Source organism: Propionivibrio pelophilus DSM 12018 (assembly GCF_059569095.1).
This window is the reverse complement of record NZ_JCANUT010000128.1, coordinates 1-2,043: the sequence shown is the minus strand read 5'-3', so window position 1 is coordinate 2,043 and position 2,043 is coordinate 1. Positions and strand designations below refer to the sequence as shown.

Annotated in this window: 2 protein-coding genes; both read left to right on the top strand. The window is 63.5% G+C overall.

Annotated features, from left to right (window positions below; genetic code table 11):
- Nucleotides 1–426 (top strand): IS66 family insertion sequence element accessory protein TnpB (gene tnpB, locus BO74_RS20950; protein WP_496445320.1); only part of this gene is annotated, 426 nt, incomplete at its 5' end.
- Nucleotides 423–2,015 (top strand): IS66 family transposase, encoded by a 1,593-nt coding sequence (gene tnpC, locus BO74_RS20945; protein WP_496445319.1) that lies wholly within the window; start codon nucleotides 423–425, stop codon nucleotides 2,013–2,015. The genes tnpB and tnpC, both read left to right, overlap by 4 nt.
- The last annotated feature ends 28 nt before the right edge of the window (nucleotides 2,016–2,043 follow it).

The window sequence follows — 2,043 nt, the reverse complement described above, 5'->3', positions numbered from 1 at the left end:
CAACCTCCGACTCGAACTGGGCCACGGGATCGTGCTGCATGTGGTGCGCGGCTGATGTTCTTTCCGGAAGGCCGGGTGCGCGTCCATGTCTACGGGCAACCGGTCGACATGCGCAAATCGTTCGACGGACTCTACGCCCTGACGCGTCAGCGGCTCGGCGCCGATCCACTCTCGGGCGACCTCTACGTCTTCATCAACCGGCGGGCCACGCAGATCAAGGTGCTCTACTGGGATCGCACCGGTTTCTGCCTCTGGGCCAAGCGCCTCGAACAGGGGCGCTTCCTCTCCGACTGGACGCAGGTCGCCACCCGGCAGATGGACTGGACCGGCTTGAAACTCCTGCTCGAAGGCATCGAAGCGAAAGTTGTCAGAAAGCGCTACCGGCCGCCCGGCGGAGGGCATGCCTCCGGTATAATGGCGGCATGAATTCGACGACCCCGGCCCGTGTTCCCAGCCTCGATGAGGCCGCCGCGTTCAGCCCGCAACAGGTTGTCGATCTGGTGGGGGCGCTGAGCCGGGAAGTCGATGTTCTCAAGCACCAACTCGACTGGTTCAAGCGTCAGGTCTTCGGCCCGAAGAGCGAACGCCGGATCATCGACTCCGCCAACGGCCAGATGAGTCTGGGCGAGATGCTTACACCGGGGCAGACCGCTTCTTCGCCGGCACCGGTCGAACGTCCCGTTGCGGCCCACACCCGGCGCCCGACCACGAAGACGCCCGAGTCCGGCGATGACAGCCTGCCGTTCTTCGATGCCGCACGGGTTCCGGTCGAGATCATCGAACTGACGGCACCGGAAACCGAGGGGCTTGCCCCGGACGACTTCGAGATCATCAGCTACAAGAACAGCTACCGCCTCGCCCAACGCCCCGGCAGCACGGTCGTGCTCAACTACCGGCGACCGGTGATCAAGCTCAAGGAGAATCAAGCCATCCTCTGCCCGGCGGCGCCGGTCGGGGTCATCGACGGCAGCCGCGCCGACGTCAGCTTCCTGGCCGGCCTGTTGATCGACAAGTTCGCCTGGCACCTCCCGTTCTACCGCCAGCACCAGCGTCTCGCCGACGCCGGCATCACCGTCAGCCGGCCCTGGCTGACCCAGCTCGGCCAACAGGCGATCGCCCTGCTCGAACCCATTTACGACGCCCAGTTTGCCTCAATCAGGGATTCGCGCGTCAAGGCGATGGATGAAACGCCGATCAAGGCCGGCCGCGCCGGCCCGGGGAAGCTCAAGGGCGGCTACTTCTGGCCGGTCTATGGCGAACTGGACGAAGTCTGCTTCCCGTTCTTCGACAGCCGGCGGATCGAACACGTCGAACAGGCGCTGGGCCTGACACCGGTCGAGCGCGGTGTGCTCCTCTCCGACGGCTACGCCGCCTATGCGCACTACACGCAGAGGACCGGGCTCACCCACGCCCAGTGCTGGGCGCACACCCGGCGCAAGCTGTTCGAAGCGAAAGACATCGAACCGGAGATCGCGGCGCAAGGACTGGAACTGATCGGCGGCCTCTACGCCGTGGAAGAGCGCATCCGCGAACAGAAACTTGGCGCCACGAAGAAACTCGACTACCGATTGACGCACGCCAAGCCACGCGTCGAACAATTCTTTGCCTGGGTCAATCGACAATTCGAAGCGCAGGGCTTGTTGCCCAGCAATCCGATGACGAAAGCACTGGCCTACGCGCGCGAACGACGCTTCGGGCTGGAGGTCTATCTGACCGATCCTGACGTGCCGATCGACACCAACCATTTGGAACGGGCGCTACGCGCGATTCCTCTCGGGAAAAAGAACTGGATGTTCTGCTGGACCGAGCTCGGTGCCAAGCACGTCGGCATCATGCAAAGTCTGCTTGTCACTTGCCGACTGCACGGGGTCGATCCGTACGAGTATCTTGTCGATGTGCTGCAACGTGTCGGGCAGCATCCGGCCTGCCAGGTTCAGGAACTTACGCCGAGGCTCTGGAAGACGCTCTTCGCCGACAATCCGCTTCGTTCGCCTTTGCAGAGCCCACGGGAATAGGCAAGTACGTCGCTCAGTTAGCGGTTAC

What these genes read in the sequence shown, in the direction of transcription:
- tnpC (WP_496445319.1), top strand. Translation starts at nt 423, where the DNA reads ATGAATTCGACGACCCCGGCCCGTGTTCCCAGCCTCGATGAGGCCGCC.